21 protein-coding genes are annotated in these 17436 nt (G+C 58.5%); 12 read left to right on the top strand and 9 right to left on the bottom strand.

Translation table 11 applies throughout. The features are described from left to right. Positions 1-15 precede the first annotated feature (15 nt). Positions 16-840, bottom strand: a complete 825-nt coding sequence (locus ASF69_RS15215; protein ID WP_062588913.1) for an SH3 domain-containing protein — start codon at positions 838-840, stop codon at positions 16-18. Between the two features lie 23 nt (positions 841-863). Here ASF69_RS15215 and ASF69_RS23120 point away from each other — a divergent pair, with 23 nt between their 5' ends. Further along, positions 864-1007 carry a hypothetical protein gene (locus ASF69_RS23120; RefSeq protein WP_156462076.1) on the top strand — a complete coding sequence of 48 codons (144 nt, stop codon included), beginning with the start codon at positions 864-866 and terminating at the stop codon, positions 1005-1007. A gap of 52 nt (positions 1008-1059) precedes the next feature. Continuing rightward, on the top strand, positions 1060-1806 hold the full coding sequence (gene ubiG / locus ASF69_RS15220; RefSeq protein WP_062588915.1) for a bifunctional 2-polyprenyl-6-hydroxyphenol methylase/3-demethylubiquinol 3-O-methyltransferase UbiG: 747 nt from the start codon (positions 1060-1062) through the stop codon (positions 1804-1806). An 18-nt stretch (positions 1807-1824) separates the two neighbouring features. On the opposite strand, the gene ASF69_RS15225 is transcribed toward ubiG, so the two are convergent. Genes ASF69_RS15225 through ASF69_RS15240 form a run of 4 tightly spaced genes read right to left on the bottom strand, consistent with a single transcriptional unit; the run spans position 1825 to position 4225 of the window. Then, positions 1825-2253, bottom strand: coding sequence for a DUF1178 family protein (locus ASF69_RS15225; RefSeq protein WP_062588917.1), 429 nt, complete (start codon positions 2251-2253; stop codon positions 1825-1827). Beyond that, complete coding sequence (locus ASF69_RS15230; RefSeq protein ID WP_062588919.1) at positions 2250-3110, bottom strand: carbon-nitrogen hydrolase family protein; 861 nt, start codon at positions 3108-3110, stop codon at positions 2250-2252. Before ASF69_RS15230 ends, ASF69_RS15225 begins: the two co-directional genes overlap by 4 nt. A gap of 34 nt (positions 3111-3144) precedes the next feature. Continuing rightward, entirely contained in the window at positions 3145-3399 is a 255-nt protein-coding gene (gene grxC, locus ASF69_RS15235) for a glutaredoxin 3 (protein ID WP_062588920.1), read from the bottom strand. A 49-nt stretch (positions 3400-3448) separates the two neighbouring features. After that, positions 3449-4225, bottom strand: a complete 777-nt coding sequence (locus tag ASF69_RS15240; protein ID WP_062588921.1) for a ComF family protein — start codon at positions 4223-4225, stop codon at positions 3449-3451. A gap of 61 nt (positions 4226-4286) precedes the next feature. On the opposite strand from ASF69_RS15240, the gene ASF69_RS15245 reads away from it, so the two are divergent. After that, the gene (locus ASF69_RS15245; protein ID WP_062588972.1) at positions 4287-5180 is read left to right on the top strand and encodes a methyltransferase domain-containing protein; all 894 of its coding nucleotides are present in this window, start codon (positions 4287-4289) and stop codon (positions 5178-5180) included. Positions 5181-5195: 15 nt separating this feature from the next. Here the strand turns inward: ASF69_RS15245 and ASF69_RS15250 are convergent, their stop codons facing one another. After that, on the bottom strand, positions 5196-5369 hold the full coding sequence (locus ASF69_RS15250) for a Flp family type IVb pilin (RefSeq protein ID WP_244475490.1): 174 nt from the start codon (positions 5367-5369) through the stop codon (positions 5196-5198). A 347-nt stretch (positions 5370-5716) separates the two neighbouring features. Here ASF69_RS15250 and ASF69_RS15255 point away from each other — a divergent pair, with 347 nt between their 5' ends. The 4 genes from ASF69_RS15255 to ASF69_RS15270 all read left to right on the top strand — a co-directional run bounded on the left by ASF69_RS15255 (position 5717) and on the right by ASF69_RS15270 (position 10443). Next, positions 5717-6301, top strand: coding sequence for a PAS domain-containing protein (locus ASF69_RS15255; RefSeq protein WP_244475491.1), 585 nt, complete (start codon positions 5717-5719; stop codon positions 6299-6301). 32 nt (positions 6302-6333) lie between these two features. Continuing rightward, positions 6334-9744 carry a chemotaxis protein CheB gene (locus ASF69_RS15260; protein WP_062588977.1) on the top strand — a complete coding sequence of 1137 codons (3411 nt, stop codon included), beginning with the start codon at positions 6334-6336 and terminating at the stop codon, positions 9742-9744. Continuing rightward, positions 9734-10117: a response regulator gene (locus ASF69_RS15265; protein WP_062588923.1), complete on the top strand. Its 384-nt coding sequence runs from the start codon at positions 9734-9736 to the stop codon at positions 10115-10117. Before ASF69_RS15260 ends, ASF69_RS15265 begins: the two co-directional genes overlap by 11 nt. 137 nt (positions 10118-10254) lie before the next feature. Beyond that, positions 10255-10443 carry a hypothetical protein gene (locus ASF69_RS15270; RefSeq protein WP_062588924.1) on the top strand — a complete coding sequence of 63 codons (189 nt, stop codon included), beginning with the start codon at positions 10255-10257 and terminating at the stop codon, positions 10441-10443. A gap of 27 nt (positions 10444-10470) precedes the next feature. Here the strand turns inward: ASF69_RS15270 and ASF69_RS23385 are convergent, their stop codons facing one another. The 3 genes from ASF69_RS23385 to ASF69_RS15280 form a co-directional block, all read right to left on the bottom strand. Beyond that, on the bottom strand, positions 10471-10638 hold the full coding sequence (locus ASF69_RS23385) for a hypothetical protein (protein ID WP_200939097.1): 168 nt from the start codon (positions 10636-10638) through the stop codon (positions 10471-10473). A 151-nt stretch (positions 10639-10789) separates the two neighbouring features. Next, on the bottom strand, positions 10790-10984 hold the full coding sequence (locus tag ASF69_RS15275; RefSeq protein ID WP_062588925.1) for a hypothetical protein: 195 nt from the start codon (positions 10982-10984) through the stop codon (positions 10790-10792). A gap of 140 nt (positions 10985-11124) precedes the next feature. Further along, complete coding sequence (locus tag ASF69_RS15280) at positions 11125-12141, bottom strand: substrate-binding domain-containing protein (protein ID WP_062588979.1); 1017 nt, start codon at positions 12139-12141, stop codon at positions 11125-11127. A 268-nt stretch (positions 12142-12409) separates the two neighbouring features. Here ASF69_RS15280 and ASF69_RS15285 point away from each other — a divergent pair, with 268 nt between their 5' ends. From ASF69_RS15285 to ASF69_RS15305, 5 genes are all read left to right on the top strand, one after another. Beyond that, positions 12410-13675, top strand: coding sequence for an ABC transporter substrate-binding protein (locus ASF69_RS15285; protein ID WP_062588927.1), 1266 nt, complete (start codon positions 12410-12412; stop codon positions 13673-13675). Positions 13676-13741: 66 nt separating this feature from the next. Next, on the top strand, positions 13742-14716 hold the full coding sequence (locus tag ASF69_RS15290; protein WP_062588929.1) for a sugar ABC transporter permease: 975 nt from the start codon (positions 13742-13744) through the stop codon (positions 14714-14716). Beyond that, positions 14713-15546, top strand: a complete 834-nt coding sequence (locus ASF69_RS15295; protein WP_062588931.1) for a carbohydrate ABC transporter permease — start codon at positions 14713-14715, stop codon at positions 15544-15546. Before ASF69_RS15290 ends, ASF69_RS15295 begins: the two co-directional genes overlap by 4 nt. 11 nt (positions 15547-15557) lie before the next feature. Further along, the gene (locus ASF69_RS15300) at positions 15558-16586 is read left to right on the top strand and encodes an ABC transporter ATP-binding protein (RefSeq protein WP_062588933.1); all 1029 of its coding nucleotides are present in this window, start codon (positions 15558-15560) and stop codon (positions 16584-16586) included. Positions 16587-16646: 60 nt separating this feature from the next. Then, a complete protein-coding gene (locus ASF69_RS15305; protein WP_062588934.1) occupies positions 16647-17432 on the top strand; it encodes a ThuA domain-containing protein in 786 nt (261 codons plus the stop codon). Positions 17433-17436: the final 4 nt, after the last annotated feature.

The following is a 17436-nucleotide window of genomic DNA, read 5'->3' on the forward strand; positions in this document are numbered from 1 at the left end:
GCAGCCTTGTTGGGCTTATCGCGGCGGGCAGCCGGGCGAGCCGACGATGCAGCCAAACACCTGATTTTCCTGTGGTGGTCTTGGTGGCAGATTGCCATCGGGACGCGGTCTGCCACTACCATCCGGGCGGGGGCGGTTGAAATCGCTGCGATTGGGATCACGGTCTCTGTCGCGCTGTCTGTCACGCTCAAGGTCGCGGACGGAGTTGCGGTCGCGGGAGTCATTGTTCCACTGCGGACGGTCATTGTCGTTGTCACGCAGGGAAGGACGACGCCGATCATCCTGATTCCAGTCGCCATAGCGCTCTTCCCAACGGCCATCATTCGGGCCGCGGCCACGCGGGTCGCCGCCACGCTGATCGCGCCATTCATCGCGAGGTGGACGGGGGCGATCATAACCACCGCGGGGCGGCGGCGCATTCCAGTATCCACCACCGGCCGGACGGCGCCAGCGGTCACGCTCACGATAGAAATCGCGGTCACGGTAGTAACGGTCCCAGTAGCGGCCGGCTTCGAATGTGATGATCGGCACGCCGAGATCACGGTAGTAGCGCGGCTCCACATAGACACGGTTCTGGCGATAGATGGCCTGAACGTAACGGCCAGCAACCCAGCCGCGACCATAGCTGAACGACACATCGCACCACGGCGTGTCCGACAGGCAGCCATGGATGGTCAGCGGTTCGCCGTTGGGAATGACCACCACGGCGGGATAGGCCGTGCTGGGGCCAGACCGCATATTGACGTTGGCCGTGGCGAAACCCTGAGTCGCCGCTTCAGCCATGGCCGGGGCGGCAACAAGCGCAAGCAGCGCAAGGGCACCAAACAGTTTCTTCTTCACTTCATTCTCCCTCAAGCACAGGCTTGACCGCCGACATCGGCTTTCAACGCTGCAGAAAATACGCCTTTGATGATGAACGCAGCATGAAACGAAAAGCCCCTGATTTCAGTTCCTTGCGACAGGAAGGCGCAGCTCTGCTGCCTGTGATGATGGCCGCCGCCCCTTGACTTCACAGGTCAATCATCCGACTTCAGGGACAGGACAGAATGGAGCATCACCATGAGCGAGAGCGCAAAGACGACCGTCGACCAGAGCGAAGTGGACCGCTTCTCCGCCATGGCTGCGGAGTGGTGGAGCCCCACCGGCAAGTTCCGCCCGCTGCACAAGTTCAATCCCGTTCGGTTGGATTATATCCGCAACCGCGTCTGCGCCAATTTTGGCCGAGACCCGAAGGGCCACCGCCCCCTGGAAGGCCTGCGGGTTCTGGATATCGGCTGCGGCGGCGGTCTGCTGTCTGAGCCTGTGGCGCGCATGGGTGCCGATGTGGTGGGGGCCGACCCTTCTGAAAAGAACATTGGCATCGCCTCGACACACGCGCGCGAAAACAATGTGGCTGTGGATTATCGGGCCGTGACCGCCGAGCAGTTGCAACAGGCTGGCGAAACCTTCGATGTCATTCTCAACATGGAAGTGGTGGAACACGTGGCCGACGTCGACCTGTTTGTGGCGACCTGCGCAAAGATGGTGCGACCCGGCGGGCTGATGTTTGCCGCCACCATCAACCGCACGCTGAAAGCCCGCGCGCTTGCGATCTTCGCTGCTGAGAACGTGCTGCGCTGGCTGCCGCGCGGCACCCACCAATATGAAAAGCTGGTGCGCCCCGACGAACTGGAAAAGCCGATGCTTGCGGATGGAATGGAGATCATCCACCGCACGGGCGTTTTCTACAATCTGCTTCAGGACCGCTGGAACCTCTCCCCCGACATGGAGGTGAACTACATGGTGCTGGCCAAACGCCCGGCCTAAGCGCCGCCGGGCGATACCTCAGTTGACGTCATCCGGCAACACCGGAAGGGGTGCGACCTCGATGCCCTCCTCGATCAGCGCCCGGGCTTCCTGCGCGCTTGCCTGGCCTATGATGCCACGCTCTTCCGCTTCGCCATAATGAATCTTCCTGGCCTCTTCCGGGAATTTGTCGCCGACATCCTCGGCATTGGCACGGATGGTGGCGAGCGTTTCCCTGATCTTCGCAAAAGCCTGCTTCTGGGCCGTATCGAGTGCCAGCGTGCGCGTGGCCTCCTTTTCGCGCGCGGTGGAGACCGAGGGCGCCATCAGCATTTTGGAAACCTGCACCGAGCCGCAAACCTGGCAGCCGATCAGGCCGCGCTGCTGCTGGTCGTCGAAATCGGCGCTACCGGAAAACCAGCCCTCGAACTCATGGGCTTTTTCGCAACGGAGCGAATAGCGGATCACTGCAGGCCGCCTCCCGCAGCAGCCGCGTTCTTGACCGTGTCGAGATTGAAATCGCGGGCGTTTTTCAAATTGGGGATCTTGCTGCGGGCCGCAGTGACCGCGGAAGGATCGATATCGGCAAAGACAATCTCCTCGCCCTCACCGCCTGCGACCGCCAGAACGTTACCCCAGGGATCGATGATCATGGAGTGACCAAAGGTCTCGCGACCATCCTCATGGGTGCCGGCCTGCGCCGCGGCAATCAGGAACGCCCCGTTCTCGATGGCGCGGGCGCGCAAAAGGACTTCCCAATGCGCCTCGCCCGTCTGGCGGGTAAAGGCGGCGGGAACGGTAAGGATCTCAGCGCCTGCTACCGCTTCGGTTCGAAACAGCGATGGAAAACGCACGTCGTAACATATGGCAAAGCCGAATGTCGCCAGCGGCAGTTCCGCGACGCGCGCCTGCGTGCCGGGTTCATAGGCCGAGCTTTCGCGCCAGCTTTCACCATTGTCCAGGTCAACGTCGAACATGTGAATCTTGTCATAGGTGCAGATGCGCTCGCCATCGGGCGCAAACAGGAAACCGCGATTGGCGATCTTGCCATCCGGGCGGGCAATGGCGGTCGAGCCCACGTGGACGTAAATGCCAAGCTCGCGCGCGAGCTTGGCAGCCGTCAGCACCACGATGTCGCCCTTTTCATCCTTGAGGACCGCTTTTAGCGCGGCGCGATCCTTCTGGATCGCGCCCGTCATTTCCGGCGTCTGAACATAGACCGCGCCCTGGCTCACTGCCTCGCGAATGAGCCGTTCCATTGTTTCGGCATTGGTTTTCGGATCGGTGCCCGAGCACATCTGGATTGCGGCGGCCTTGAAGCTCATCTTTGCGTTCCCTTATGTCGTCGTCTTGTCGATGTCAGTTGGCCAGAAGCGCGTCCAGCTGGCCGTCGCGGTCCAGCGCGTGCAGATCGTCACAGCCGCCGACATGCTGCGTGCCGATGAAGATCTGTGGGAATGTGTTGCGATTGGATTTGTCCATCATTTCCTTGCGGTAATCAGGATGTGCCGTGGCATTGTATTCGGTAAACTCGACGCCCTTGCTCTCCAGAAGAGCCTTGGCACGGGCGCAATAGCCGCAGAAATCCCGTGTGTAGATCGTAACGGATGCCATCAGTCATATCCCTTGCACTATGGGCCTGTGGCCCCGTTTCCCTGCCGTGTCATATAGGCCCGGAAATCGCCATTGCAAAGGTCAAAACAGTGACATCTTCGGCGCCGGCCTTCTTCAAACGACGCGCTGCAGCCGCCACCGTCGCACCTGTGGTGTAGACGTCATCGACAAGCACGATGCGCTTTCCCATGACGTCCCCTTCCCGCCCTGACGCGATGCCAAAGGCCCCGCGCACGTTCTCCTTGCGGGCCCGGGCCGACAGGCCGACCTGCCTGCTGGTGGGCTTGATTCTGACCAGGGTGGACGCCAGCAACGGCCTTGAGGACAGCGCCGAGAGGTGCCGGGCCAACTCCGCTGACTGGTTGAAACGGCGTGCCAGAAACCGGCGGCGATGTAGCGGCACCGGAATGATATAATCACACGCCTCCACCGCCCCATCGCCCGCCCGCAGCATCCATGATGCCATCAACCGGGCAAGATCGGTTCGGTCTAGATATTTCAGCTGATGGACCAGCCTGCGGGCCGCACCATCATGAATGGTCGCTGCCCGCAGACGCTCGAAGGGCGGCGGCTCGGCAATGGCTTGCGCGCTGAGGACATCGGGACCATGATCACGGGCAAAGGGAATGCCGAGCACCTCGCAATAGGGCCGCTCGATAAAATGAACGCCTGCCCAGCACGACACGCAAAACGCGCCGCCCTTTTGCGTCTGGCGGCCGCAGCCAACGCAGGACGGCGGATAGACAATATCCGCAACGGCGCGCGCGATACCGCCCAGCACCGAGGCGCAAACACCTCTCGAAAACAGCTTTTCCCCGTAGCCCATGGAGTTGACAATAGGCGCGAACGGGTGCCTTTGCGACTGCAAAGTTTGGATGGATGATGCCATGGACATAGTTTTCGACCCTCGTCTGATTGCCGCCAACCGCAAGCGCGCTTTGCGCCTTGGCGACAACAAGGCCTTGTTCCTGCTGGACATTGCCGCAGAGGAGTTGGCAGACCGGATTGCCATTGTCGAGCGCCACTTCGACACGGCGGTGGAGTTGCACGGCGCAACGGGTGTAACGGCGCAGCGCCTTTTGCAGACCGGCAAAGTCGACGCCGTGACAAGGGTGGAGACCGACGCCGAATTTGCAGGCGATGGCGAGGCCATCGAGGTTGCGCCGCTTGAGGACGTGCCGCTGCCACCGGCGTCGGCAAACCTCATTGTATCACCGCTATCCCTGCACCTGACCAATGACACGCCCGGTACGCTGATCCAGATCCGCCGTGCACTGAAGCCCGACGGCCTGTTTCTGGCCGCCATACCGGGAAGCGGAACGCTGCAGGAGCTTCGCGATGTTCTGTTAACGACCGAGGCGGAACTGACCGGTGGCGCCAGCCCCCGCGTCGTCCCCTTTGCCGATGTGCGCGATGTGGGTGCGCTTTTGCAACGGGCGGGCTTTGCCCTGCCGGTCACCGATACGGAAACCTATACGGTGCGGTATGACTCGATTTTACCCTTGATGCGGGACCTGCGCGCCATGGGCATGGCGAACCCGCTGACCGGGCGCAGCCGCAGACCGCTGAACAGGCGCTTTCTGATGCGCGCAGCGGAACTCTACGCGGAACAATACAGTGATGCCGATGGCCGCATCCGTGCCACTTTCTCGATCATATATGTTTCCGGCTGGGCACCGCATGAAAGCCAGCAGAAACCGCTCAAACCCGGTTCGGCGAAACATCGTCTGGCGGACGCCTTGAAGACTGCAGAGATCAAGCTGCCGCCGGGCGGAAAGTGACGGTCTAAAGGATTATCAGGAGCTAGCGTTGGTGAAAGTCGTCGCCACCAAATCGAACATGGCCAGAATGCTGTCGCGAATGCTTTCCATTCCCACGATAACGGCCACCGAAATGATGGCAATGATCAAACCATATTCGATTGCGGTTGCCCCTGTTCGATCATTGCGGAGCGCGATCAATTTCTGCACACATAAGTCCGCCATCCCCGAAATTCCCTTGATCCTGCGCGCAGGACGCGCCGCAGTTAAGCAGATTGCAGCCTACAGCAACAAAGTATGCAAAGCGTTACACGGCGAACCGCCGGGGTGCCCCGCGCACGAAATGCGTCCATACCGTGTAGTGCAGCACGCCGAGACGGTACCGCTGCGGCTCGCAGCAAGATTTTGCATTCATTTTTTAGGCAATACGCATTGATCTTGCTGCATAATACTGCAGTAATATCCGCATCCGCGCCCGGAAAACGGCCTGCCGTGCTTTTGCGTGGAGCCTTTCAACAACCAGACGGTTATTCCACGGCCTGCAAAAAGTTTGAACGATGAGCACGATGAACCAGCTTGAAATCAATGGTCCGCTTCAGGATTTCTTCCAAAAATCCACTATTGCGCTGGCAATGTCCTTTGCCGACGCAGACAACCGCCTCGCACTGGTCAATGACCCCTTCTGCAAGCTGACTGGATATGACAGCAGCGACGTGCTGGGCAAGAATTGCAGGTTTTTGCAAACGAGCCCGTCTGGAAAAAAAGCACCTAACGATGAGGCCCGTGCCAAGATACACGACTTTTTACGCGCTGACGGCCCGGCAACCGTAAGAACACCGATCGTCAACTTCAAGAAAGATGGCAAGCCCTTCGTCAACCTGCTGTTCATGTCAAAACTGACCGGAGGCTCCGGCGTGGTCAGGTACATCCTCGCCTCGCAATTCGACATCAGCCGTGCCCATCCAAATCTGCTGCAGGACTACGAGTCCGAGCTTGGAAGTGCGCTGACCCGGATCAAGCCACTTCTTGACGACCACAACATCATGATCGAAGGCACGCTTGCGACGATCGCCAATTCGACGACGACCATCGCCCAAGCAAAACTGACATTGGCGGAACTGGAACAGAACTCTCCGTATTGACAGTCAAGCTTTCGAAATTTCAAGGACAGAATTTGCCTCAGGAACCTCTCGTTCACCCCGTACCCGTTGTCGGCGTCGGCTCGTCTGCCGGTGGCCTTGAAGCTTTGCGCGAAATGCTGAGCCCCGCGAAAGTTCCAACCGGTCTAGCCTTCGTCGTGGTGCAGCATCTGGATCCACATCACGAGAGTATGCTGGCGGAACTTCTTGATCGTCACACTCAGCTGAACGTGCGCCAGTGCGAAGGTGGTGAGGAGATTGAAGCCGACACGGTGTTCATCATTCCGCCTGGCAAGGGGCTGAGCATTGAACAGGGACGGCTCGTGCTAAGCGATTTTGCGCAGCCACGTGGCTTGCGACGCCCCATCGACGACTTTTTCGTCTCGCTCGCCAACGACCAGCAGGCCAATGCGGCCTGCGTCATTCTCTCCGGAACAGGAGCCGATGGTTCGACCGGTCTGCGTGCAATCAAGGAATATGGCGGTCTTTGCGTCGTACAGGATCCCGCCACCGCAAAATATGATGGCATGCCAGTCTCAGCAACCGGCACCGGCCTTGTCGATTTCGTGGAGCCGCCACAAAAGATACTCGCCTGCATCGGCGGGTTCTTCTTTCGTAGGAGCCAGGATGTCGACAAGCGAGAGGCATCCAAGGTCATCGATATCGTCGATGACCTTTGCGGGGCGCTGAGACGCACGATCGGTCACGACTTCACGGGCTATAAACAGACGACATTCGTGCGCCGTGTAGAGCGCCGGATGCATGTGCTGGGCATCAGCAAGGGCTACGAATACCTTGCCCGCGTTCAATCGGACCACAGCGAATGCGACGCGCTTTTCCGCGATCTCCTGATCAATGTAACGCGGTTTTTCCGCGACCGGCATTCGTTCGATGTTCTCTACGAATCCGCCATCAAAAAGCTGATGGAGGACGCGGAAGGAACCGAAGAGGGTGTACGTGTCTGGATTCCCGGCTGTTCCAGTGGTGAGGAAGCCTACACGATTGCCATTCTGTTTGCCGAGGCTGCGAGAGCATTGAGCATGCCATGCAACGTGCAGATTTTCGCCACCGACATTGACGAAAGCATGTTGAAGATTGCGCGCGACGGCTCCTACCCGATAGCGTCTCTGGCCGACATTCCGCAGGAGCTTCAGGAATATTACGTCATTCCCCACAAGGAGCGGTTCAATTTCATCGGCCAGATTCGCGATATGATCCGGTTTTCGGGTCACAGCCTGATCAAGGACCCGCCTTTTTCCAAGGTTGACCTGGTTTCCTGCCGCAACCTTCTGATCTATTTCGATGACAAGCTTCAAAAAACCGTCATGCCACTGCTGCATTACGCGATCCGCCCGGGTGGCTTTCTGTTTCTGGGCTCGTCGGAAAGCGTGGGGCGTTTCGACAGTGTGTTTTCGGTGATCGACCAGAAAGCACGCCTTTTTGAGCGACTGCCGGGCTCGCCAAGTTATCCGATTCCGCTACCGGGTGAGCGGCACGAACGCCACAAGGCCATTTCGCGGGCCGAAACGCCAAAGATTTCTGACACCATCGAACAGATGGCCACGACCCGCCTTATGGAGCGCTACGCTCCTGCCAGTGTAGTGCTGGACAGCGACGGCCAGATCATCGCTGCCTTCGGACGCTTGAGTCGCTACTTTGAGTTCCCCGTGTCCGGCACCAACGAAACCAGCGCCGCCACACTCGCCCGCCCGGGTGTAAAGGAACAACTCGGTGCCTTGGTGCGACAGGCGAATACTTTGAGGCGCAGGGTGGTGGCGCGCAATATCGACGTCGTGACCGATTTTGGCATGCTGAAGACGGAAATTGTCTGCGATCCGTTGGAAGAAAACGCATTTCTTCTGGTGTTTCAGGAGACCTCCACATTCACCCCGCTTGAGCCGAGTGAACTGATTGAGTTGGAGCCGGGCAACGGCCATGTGGAGGCGTTGGAGCGGGAACTGCGCTCTGCAAAATACAGGCTGCGGTCAGCCACCGAGGAACTGGAAACAGCCAATGAAGAGCTGAAAAGCTCCAATGAAGAAATGATGTCGATGAACGAGGAGCTTCAATCGACCAATGAGGAACTGACGACGGTCAACGACGAACTAAAGTCCAAGGTGGACGAGGTCACTGTCGCAAACACGGATCTGCGGAATTTCTTCGATTCGACCAGTCTTGCGGTTATCGTGCTGGACAGGGGCATGAGATTGCGCTCCTACACGCGGGCGGCAACGGCGATGTTTCCCCTGCAACCAACAGACCGCGGGCGTCCACTTTCCGATGTCGCGAGCCGCTTTCCTTCCTTCGACTTTACGGCCCGCGTTCAGAGCGTGATGGAAGACGGTTCGGAATATAACGAGACGGTGCTCGACAGGGAGCAGGAGCGAACGTTTTCGTTGCGTATCTTGCCCTATAGGACCGCCGAGGGGACTATTGACGGCGCAACGATCGTAATGACCGACATATCCCATGCCATCAATGTCGAAAGCCAGCTGGCTGCCGAGCAGGAGCGGCACGAGCTTGCAATCGAGGCTGCTGGCATCGGTGTATGGGAATATCTGCCTGACCGCGGCGAGTTCGTGCTGGGCGGCGCCGCGATGGAGCTCCTGCAGACACGCGACGGCACGCCTGCCTTGCAAGCCGTGCTTCAGAATTTCAACGATGTCGACCGTCAGCAGCTGCGCGATGCGCTTGATGCGGCGGTGGACGGCCATACCGGCTTCGAGCTGACATCCCGCATCACGGCGCATAACGGTCGCCCAAGGTGGCTGAAGACCTTTGCTCGGCACGTGGCAGAGAGCGATCCTGTTCGGATTATCGGCGTCAGCGTCGATGTAACGGCAGAGCATGAGCTTTCGGAAGCCCGCGAGTTGATGCTCAACGAAATGAATCACCGCGTAAAGAACCTCTTTGCGATGATCGGCGGCATCTTGCGCATGGCAGCGCGCAAGCACGACACGGTTCAGGGGCTGGTAAAAGATGTCGAAGGGCGGATTCTGGCGCTTGGAAGCGCCCATTCGCTTGCATCCAACCAAAAGCGGACATCTGCGGTACCGGTGCATGAGCTGATCGACACCATCTTGACGCCTTACAACCGGCACGCCTCGATTAAGGTCGAAGGGCGAGACTTCCTCATCGCCGTCAACTTCATTACACCGCTGACTCTCATTCTTCACGAATGGTCTACGAACGCCCTCAAACATGGTGTTCTCGGCAAATCCGAAGGTCAGCTTCGGATCAACTGGCGTGAAACGGAAACAGAAATTCATTTGGTTTGGAACGAAATCGGTTCTGAGCCCGTTGAGGAGCCGGGAGCGGCCGGTTTTGGTACGGTTCTCATGAAAAGTGCTGCCCGGCAACTGGGTGGCGCAGTGACAACCGAAGTGGACGGGGCGAGCCTTACGCATACCCTGACAATGCAGATCAAGGTACGACATGACGCATAAGACTGTTTTGTTGGTGGAAGACGAAGTTTTCGTCGCGATGGACATTCAGATGACGCTCGAAGACGAGGGCTGGACCGTCGCGGGACCGTTTCCAAGCACTGAAGAAGCTCTCGACTATCTCGCCGATAACACGCCCAGCTGTGCCATCCTTGACGTGCGCCTAACCGATGGCGACGTCTTCCCGGTTGCTGATCGCCTGCGGGAAGCAAATGTTCCCTTCGTCTTTCACTCCGGTCACGCCGATGGAAAGGCACTAGAGCGCGAATATCCCGAATCCGCTTTTTGTCAGAAGCCTTGCCTGCCGAGCAGTCTGATACAACAGATCGAGAGGCTCCTGGACGCCCCGGAACCTCGGCGGACCGCGAGCGCCTGAGGCGACTTCGAAAAATTAACCGATTTTCGCGGAACTTTTCCAAGCCAGCGACATTCCAACACCACGTGCTGCGTCTCAGACTCACCGAAGTGGGGCCGGGCGCGGCTTTTTGATTCCAGATCTTAAGGAACAGTGTCATGACACAGAAAACAGTTGTAGAGGTTTGCGTGTCTGACAGAGATGGAACAGTGATACCATTTGGCATCATGAACACCGAGCAGGCGCAAGGCCTGCCCAGCGATTATGATTTCACGATTAGGGAATACGACGCTGAAGGCTACAGCTGCGAAGCGGACAGAAACCCCGAAGATTCCATCACTCCTTAAGCCGTGGGCGACCAATTTGCGATCGCCCTAATAGGCCGCAAGGACCATTGGAGGCTCGTCGTTCTCGTCCGGGTTTGGAAGCGGCTCATCGTCAGGTAAACGGTCAGGCTCTGGTTCACCCACGGGTAGGGCCGGTGGCTGAGGCGGGAGCGGTGGTACCGGGCCCGGCACCGGTTCTGTTGGAATAGCGGTCATCGAAAACCCTTCCTGCTATAGGCGGGCAATGGGCTTGAAGTCGCCGTTCGGTCCGCTTGCGCTTGCCGAGATCGGTCCATTCTTGCCCCGTTGCCCGCCTCATTTCTCGAAAGGTAAACGCTGAGATGGGTGAGGAGTTCCGAAAAAGGGATTATGCGAAGCCAAGTGCGCTGCGCGCGACCTCCCGCTGGTCTCCGTAGTCTCGCAGGTGCGCTTCATGACCATACTCGCGCACGAAGGCTAAGTCGGACTTATCGTCAGTCATCTGAAGGAAGGCATCGGCATAGGTGCCGGTCTCGTCTTCATCAACGATCGGGTGCGGTGCTGCTTTCAGAAAATCGAACATGGCTTCCTCCCTATTCGAGCATCATAACGCATAAGCTGCGGCCCGCGTTCCCTCCGAACAGAAGCAACAGCTTAAATGCATTATAGCAAACATATCACACAGATTTTTGACAATCCGTTACGGTATCGCGTCGAATATGATCACGGGGCCGGGCCGGAGGATTGCCGCAACACCAGGTCCACCGGCCAGAGTTCCTGACACTCCGCAACGGGGCGTCCGGCGATGATCTGCAGCAGCAGATCCGTCACCCGCTCTCCCGCCATGCGCTGAGAAGACCGGGTGGTCGAGAGCGAGGGCAACATGCTTTCCGGCGTAAGATACGGAAAGACGTCATCATGGGCGATAACGGACACATCCTTGCCGATGACGAGCCCGAGCTGGCTGGCCGCACGATAGACGCCCTGCGCCGTCATCATCGCGCCAGCCACAAAGGCGGTCGGGCGGGCAGCCTGCTCAAGCAACGACCGGGCAAACTGGAAAGCAGTTTCCTCGCTGAAAGCGGCTGACAGCACCAGACGCGGGTCGAACTCGACCTCAGCGCCGCCAAGGGCATCCCGGTAGCCGTTCTCACGGTCGATGACGAAGGTGCGGCCCTTGGGACCGTTGATGAAGGCAATCCTGCGGTGGCCGCGCTCCAGAAGATGCGTTGTCGCAAGACAGGTTACCGCGTGATTGTCGATATCGAGCCAGGCATGTTCGAACTTGGTGCGTGAGCGCCCGTGGACGATGAATGGCACGCCGAGCTTGTCCAAAAGCGCGATACGCTCGTCATCGGGGCGCGGCGAATGAATGATGATGCCATCCACACGACCGCTGGCGGCAAGGCGCGAAAAGATGCGCAATTCTTCGCCAAGATCATTATCGGTGGTGACGCTGACGACGATGTCCGTATCTTCGGACTCGAGCCGACTTGCCATGCCGCCCATGAATTCGGAAAAGAAATGGCCTCCGCCGCTGCGCCCCATGACGACGCCGATGGCCCCTGCCCGCCCGGTCACCAGACGAACAGCATTGGCGTTGGGCCGGTAACCGAACTTGCGAGCCGCCTCCATGACACGCTCGCGCGTTTCTGGACGCACCTCGGGGTACCCGCCTAGCGCGCGACTGACGGTCGTCGCAGACAAGCCGACCTTTTCCGCAAATTCCTTGAGTTTCATGAGTCCCCGCCGGATTTTTCTTTTGAATGCGGCCATCAACAGAAAGTTTCAAGCAGCAAAGTTTTGAAAGCGGTTTCAATACACCACTTTCAGCTCCAATAATATATTGGAATCACATGGAAACTTTGCGACATTTTACCCGTTAACAGGCTGAATGACGCTTCAAGTGGGACCCATTGACACCGTGCTTCGAATTTGCCAGCTTTGCGAAGTCGAAAGCGTTTTCAATTTCGAGGATGATTGAAATCGGCATGGAGGAGTTTTGACGATGAATGTTTCAATGAAAGTTTTGTTCCTGTGCGGCAGCGTGCTGTCCACGGGCTTTGCAGCGCAGGCTGCTGAAATCTCGATGGCCCTGAATTCGACGGGCAAGAACGTGAACTTCATTCGCGAGCGGCTGGCGGAGTTTGAAAAGCAGAGCGGCCACAAGGTGAAGATGGTGACAATGCCGCCTTCGTCCAGCGAGCAGTTCAGCCAATACCGCCTGTGGCTGGCCGCGGGAAATACGGATATCGACGTCTACCAGACCGACGTGGTGTGGGCACCCCAGCTGGCGGAACAGTTCGTGGATCTGACGGACGCCGCAAAGGATGTGGTCGCCAAGCATTTCCCATCCGTCATTGCCTCGCAGACCGTTGACGGCAAGCTGGTGGCCATGCCGATGTACACCGACGCGCCGGCTCTGTTCTACCGCAAGGACCTCCTGGAAAAACACGGCAAGCAGCCACCCAAGACCTGGGCTGAGCTGTCGCAGACAGCCAAGGAGATTCAGGACAAGGAGCGCGAATCCGGACAGAAGGACATGTGGGGTTTCGTGTTCCAGGGCAGCGCCTATGAGGGCCTGACCTGCAACGCGCTGGAATGGATCGCCTCTGCGGGCGGCGGACATATCGTTGAAGCCAATGGCGATATCAGCATCAACAACGAGAAGGCCGCAGCCGCCCTTGAAACCGCCAAGGGCTGGATTGGCACCATTTCCCCACCGGGCGCCCTTGCCTACAAGGAAGAGGAAGCACGCGGCGTCTGGCAGACCGGCAATTCCGTCTTCATGCGCAACTGGACCTATGTCTATGCGCTTGGCAATGGTGACGACAGCGCCATCAAGGGCAAGTTCGGTGTCGTGCCATTGCCCGGCGGTACCGAAGGCGAGGCAGGCGCCTCTACGCTGGGTGGCTGGAATGCGGCAGTGTCCAAATATTCCAAGAACCAGGAGGCAGCCATCGCGCTGGTGAAATTCCTGTCTTCCGAGGAAACGCAAAAGAAGAGAGCCGTCGAGCTTTCCAACATGCCGACCATCGCGTCGCTTTACGATGACAAGGATGTGGCCGCGGCACAGCCATTCATGCCGTTGTGGAAGCCTATCTTCGAAACCGCGGTTCCGCGTCCCTCAGCTGCGACAAAGGTGAAGTACAACGAGGTTTCCGCCAAGTTCTGGGGTGCTGTTCACAACACCCTGTCTGGCACCGGCACGGCCGCCGAAAACCTCGAACTGCTTGAAGTCGAGCTCACCGATCTCAAGGGCAACAGCTGGTAATCAGCCGTAACAGTCAGGCGGCCCTAACCTGCCGTCTGACCACTGTTAAACCGGTGGGACTTTTCCATGACCAAAAACGCTTCTCCGCCGCCTGCGGCTGCAGCCATGACGGGCTCCGATCTTCAATCGGAACGTCTGCGCGCCGCTTGGCTTTTTCTTGCACCGACATTTCTCACGCTGGCACTGGTTGCCGGATGGCCGCTGGTCAGAACCGTCTGGTTCAGCCTGACCGACGCATCGCTGACCAGCCTTTCCGACGCCCAGTTCGTTGGGCTGAAGAATTATCTTTCCTGGATCACGCTGAGCAGCGGCCGTACCATCTATCGCGGCCTGCTTGCCGACCCCGCTTGGTGGGGCGCGGTGTGGAACACGCTGAAGTTCACGCTGGTTTCCGTTTCCGTCGAAACCGTGCTGGGCCTGATTGTCGCGCTCGTTCTGAATGCCGAATTCAAGGGGCGCGGCATTGTGCGCGCTGCGATTCTCATTCCATGGGCCATTCCAACCATCGTATCCGCGCGCATGTGGGCCTGGATGATGAACGACCAGTTCGGCATTCTCAATGACATGATGCTGAGCCTTGGGCTCATCTCGCAAAAGATTGCCTGGACCGCCAATCCCGAAACGGCGATGACAGCGGTGCTGATCGTGGACGTCTGGAAGACGACGCCCTTCATGGCGCTGCTCATTCTCGCCGGGCTGCAGATGGTGCCGAAGGACATGTATGAGGCCGCCAAGGTTGACGGTATTCATCCGATCAAGGTGTTCTGGCGTGTCACGCTGCCGATGATCCGGCCTGCGCTGATGGTCGCAGTCATCTTCCGGATGCTGGACGCGATGCGGGTTTTCGACCTCATCTACATTTTGACGCCCAACAATGCGCAGACGAGAACCATGTCTGTCCTTGCCCGCGAGAACCTGTTCGATTTCGACAAGTTTGCCTATGGCGCGGCGGCGTCGACCATGCTGTTCCTCATCATCGCATCCATCACCATCATCTATATGTGGCTTGGCCGGGTGAACACCGATGGAGATGCACGATGACCGCTTCATCCCTTATCAAGTCGGCTGCATTCTATGCGCTGGTCGCCATCATCGTCATCGTGGCGGTGTTTCCCTTCTACTACGCAATCCTGACAAGCTTCAAAACCGGCACGGCGCTGTTTGAAGTGAACTATGTGCCGACCAGCATTTCACTGGCCAATTATGCAAATGTTTTGGGCAATGACAGCTTCCTGCGCAATCTTGGAAATTCGCTGATGGTTGCCTCCTGCGTGGTGGCCCTGTCACTGTTTCTTGCGGTTACCGCAGCCTACGCACTGGCGCGGGTGCGGTTTAAAGGACGTTCGCTGCTCCTGCTGACGATTCTTTCCGTCTCGATGTTTCCACAGATTGCGGTGCTTGCAGGACTGTTCGAGTTGATCCGCTGGGCCGGTGTCTTCAACACGCCACTTGCGCTGATCTTCTCCTACATGATCTTTACCCTGCCATTCACGGTGTGGGTTCTGACCACCTTTATGCGAGATCTGCCTGTCGAAATCGAGGAAGCGGCCATTGTTGACGGCGCGTCACCCTGGGTCATCATCACGCAGGTCTTCATGCCCTTGATGTGGCCGGCACTTGTGACAACCGGTCTGCTGGCCTTCATTGCGGCGTGGAACGAGTTCCTGTTTGCACTGACATTCACCTCGTCCAACGAGCAGCGCACGGTGCCGGTGGCTATTGCCCTGCTGTCGGGCAGTTCCCAGTTCGAAATTCCCTGGGGAACCATCATGGCGGCCTCCGTCATCGTGACCGTTCCTCTCGTCATCCTTGTTCTGATCTTCCAGCGACGCATCATTTCCGGCCTGACCGCCGGTGGCGTCAAAGGTTAGGAGACCCATTCATGACCAGCATTCAATTGCGCAATGTTCGCAAATCCTTCGGTGCCTTCGATGTAATCAAGGGTGTCGACATGGACATCCGCTCCGGCGAGTTCATGGTGTTCGTCGGCCCGTCCGGCTGCGGCAAGTCCACGCTGCTTCGGCTGATCTGCGGCCTGGAAGAAATCACCAGCGGAGAGCTTGCCTTTGACGATACGGTGGTGAACCGCCTGGCGCCTGCGGCCCGTGGTGTCGCCATGGTGTTCCAGTCCTATGCGCTTTATCCGCACATGACCGTGTTCGAAAACATGGCCTTCGGCCTGAAGCTTGCGGGCTCCACCAAGGACGAGCGCCGCAAGCGGGTGGAAGTGGCAGCGGAAATGCTGCAACTGACGCCCTATCTCGAACGCCTGCCCAAGCAGCTTTCCGGTGGCCAGCGCCAGCGCGTGGCCATTGGCCGGGCAATTGTGCGCGACCCCAAGGTTTTTCTGTTCGATGAGCCGTTATCGAACCTCGATGCGGCGCTGCGCGTTGCAACCCGTCTCGAAATAGCCAAATTGAACCGCAGTATGCCCGACACGACAATGATCTATGTTACCCATGATCAGGTGGAGGCCATGACGCTTGCAGACCGAATTTGCGTATTGCGTGATGGCCGTGTGGAGCAGGTGGGCACACCGCTTGAACTCTACGAGACACCGGTCAATACATTCGTGGCGGGCTTCATCGGCTCTCCCAAGATGAATTTTCTGACGGGCAAGTTGGCGCAAGCCTATGGTGCGCATACGGTTGGTATCCGGCCCGAACATATTACTGCAACGGCAGCCGACAGTGGCGGCTGGGAAGGCGATATCGTCCATTCGGAAATGCTGGGTTCCGACAGCTACATCTACGTCGACATGGGAACGGAAGAGCCGGTGGTGGTGCGCGAAGACGGCGTTTCTGCCCGCAAGACCGGTGACAGGCTGACCCTTCTTCCCCTGCCCGAACACATCCATCGCTTTGACGCCGAGGGCAAGGCCCTGCTCAAAGCACAAACACGCGCCGCCTGAGGCGCTCGACACATCTTCACCGGCTGTTCTCCCACATGCCGGAACTTCAAGGAGCATGACATGACCATCAATACCGTCGTCTGGGGCGAAAACATCCACGAACATATCAACGAGACCGTTCGCTCGATCTATCCCAACGGAATGCACAACACGATTGCCGATGCGCTGAACACTTCGCCCGACATCAATGCGACCACTGCCACGCTGCAGGAGCCGGAGCACGGCCTTTCGCAGGAGCGGCTGGACAAGACAGATGTTCTGGTATGGTGGGGCCACAAGGACCACGGCGCCGTCAACGACGAGGTCGTTGAGCGCGTGGCCAAGCGTGTCTGGGAAGGCATGGGCCTGATCGTTCTGCATTCGGGCCATTTCTGCAAGCCGTTCAAGCGGCTGATGGGAACCCCCTGCGCGCTGAAATGGCGTGAGGCGGGCGAACGCGAGCGCATCTGGACCATCAACCCGCGCCACCCGATTGCGGCTGGCCTGCCGGAACATTTCGAACTCGAGAATGAGGAAATGTATGGCGAGCAGTTTTCCGTGCCCGAGCCGCTGGAAACCGTCTTCATTTCCTGGTTCCAGGGTGGCGAAGTCTTCCGCTCCGGCCTGACATGGCGGCGCGGCGCAGGCAACATCTTCTATTTCCGACCAGGGCACGAGACCTATCCGACCTATCACGATGCCAATGTGCAGAAGGTCATCAGCAACTCTGTGAAGTGGGCCTACAACCCCGCTGGCGCGCTGACCTCCATTCACGAGGCCCCGAATGTGCCGGTTGAGCAGGCACCGGAAAAGATTGAGGAGCGTGGTCCCAAGCTGCACTCCGCAGGCGAAGCAGGCTACAGGTAAGCAA

The sequence above is a fragment of the Rhizobium sp. Leaf311 genome (assembly GCF_001423445.1).
Classification (GTDB): domain Bacteria; phylum Pseudomonadota; class Alphaproteobacteria; order Rhizobiales; family Rhizobiaceae; genus Agrobacterium.